Genomic DNA, 1,235 nt, shown 5'->3' on the forward strand with positions numbered 1-1,235 from the left:
AGCCCGCCCGCATCCAGTGTCCCCGCCGCATCGGATCACGGTCCTGTCATCCGGCGATGCGGTCAAGTCTCTCGGCGGGCAAAGCGCCGCAGCCCGACGAAGCCGCACGGCAGCCATGGCACCGAAGCGGTGGATCGATGGTTTCCCAAGGTGAACAATGCGTCAGGCTTCTAGAGAACCCCGGAGGTTCCATGACCATCCAGCACCTGCTCGTCCCCCTCACCGGCCATGCCGGCGACGCCGCCGCGCTCGATGCGGCGCTGCGCGTCGCCCAGCGCTTCGACGCCTCGGTCGAGGTGCTGTCGCTGCGCCCCGACCCGCAGCGGGTCCTGGCCTATACCGGGGCGGAGATGGCGGTCGCCACCAGCATGCTGCTGGAGGGTGCCGAGAAGGCCTCGAACGAGGTCGCCGCCCGCAACCGCGCCGTGTACGAGGCCGCGAAGGCCGAGACCGGCGCCGGGCCGGAGGTGGAGTTCCGCGAGGACACCGGCAGCGAGACCGCGGCCGTCGCCCGCCGCGGCGCGGTGGCCGACCTGATCGTGACGCCGGGCCCGGGCCAGGACCCGAATGCCAGCCGGACGGTGCTGGAGGCGGCGCTGTTCGAGACCGGCCGCGGGGTGCTGATCGTCCCCGGCCCGGTGGCGGAGGATTTCGCCGAGCGCATCCTGGTCGCCTGGGACGGCGGCAAGGAGGCGTCGCGCAGCGTCGCCGCCGCCCTGCCCTTCCTGGAGGCGGCGACGGCCGTCAGCGTCTACACCCGCGACGAGGGCGAGGACCGCTGCACCGCGGCCGAGCTGGTGCGGTATCTCAGCCGCCACGGCGCGCCGGCCAACCGCATCGCCGACGCGGACCCGAAGCAGCCGGTCGACGCCGCCATCCTGGCCGCGGCCCAGCGCGCCGATGCCGGGCTGATCGTCATGGGCGGCTACAGCCACAGCCGGTTCCGCGAGATGATCCTGGGCGGCGTCACCGAGCACATGCTGTTCCACGCCGACCGCCCGGTGCTGATGGAACATTGAGCGGGCGGGCCAGGTCACTCCGATCCATCGAGGCGGTAACGCGTTGCCTCTCCCGCTTGCGAGACCTTTTCAGAATTCGATCACCTGAACCGACACGTGTTTTCCACTCTCCCCCTCCCCCCGCGGGAGGGGGTTGGGGGAGGGGGCTTTCGATGACGGGAGCCGACCTCGAATTGCCAGGATTTCTGCGGGGCCGGTGGTGATGCTCGACATCGA

1 protein-coding gene is annotated in these 1,235 nt (G+C 71.3%); it reads left to right on the plus strand.

The genetic code is table 11. The features are described 5' to 3' along the window. Positions 1 to 191: 191 nt before the first annotated feature. Positions 192 to 1,019 carry a universal stress protein gene (locus P409_RS34685; RefSeq protein WP_034849491.1) on the plus strand — a complete coding sequence of 276 codons (828 nt, stop codon included), beginning with the start codon at positions 192 to 194 and terminating at the stop codon, positions 1,017 to 1,019. The last annotated feature ends 216 nt before the right edge of the window (positions 1,020 to 1,235 follow it).

Origin of the sequence: Inquilinus limosus MP06, assembly GCF_000767795.1 — a bacterium.
In the GTDB taxonomy this organism is placed as follows: domain Bacteria; phylum Pseudomonadota; class Alphaproteobacteria; order DSM-16000; family Inquilinaceae; genus Inquilinus; species Inquilinus limosus_E.

Coding starts and splice junctions, on each gene's coding strand:
- P409_RS34685 (WP_034849491.1), top strand. CDS start 192: ATGACCATCCAGCACCTGCTCGTCCCCCTCACCGGCCATGCCGGCGAC.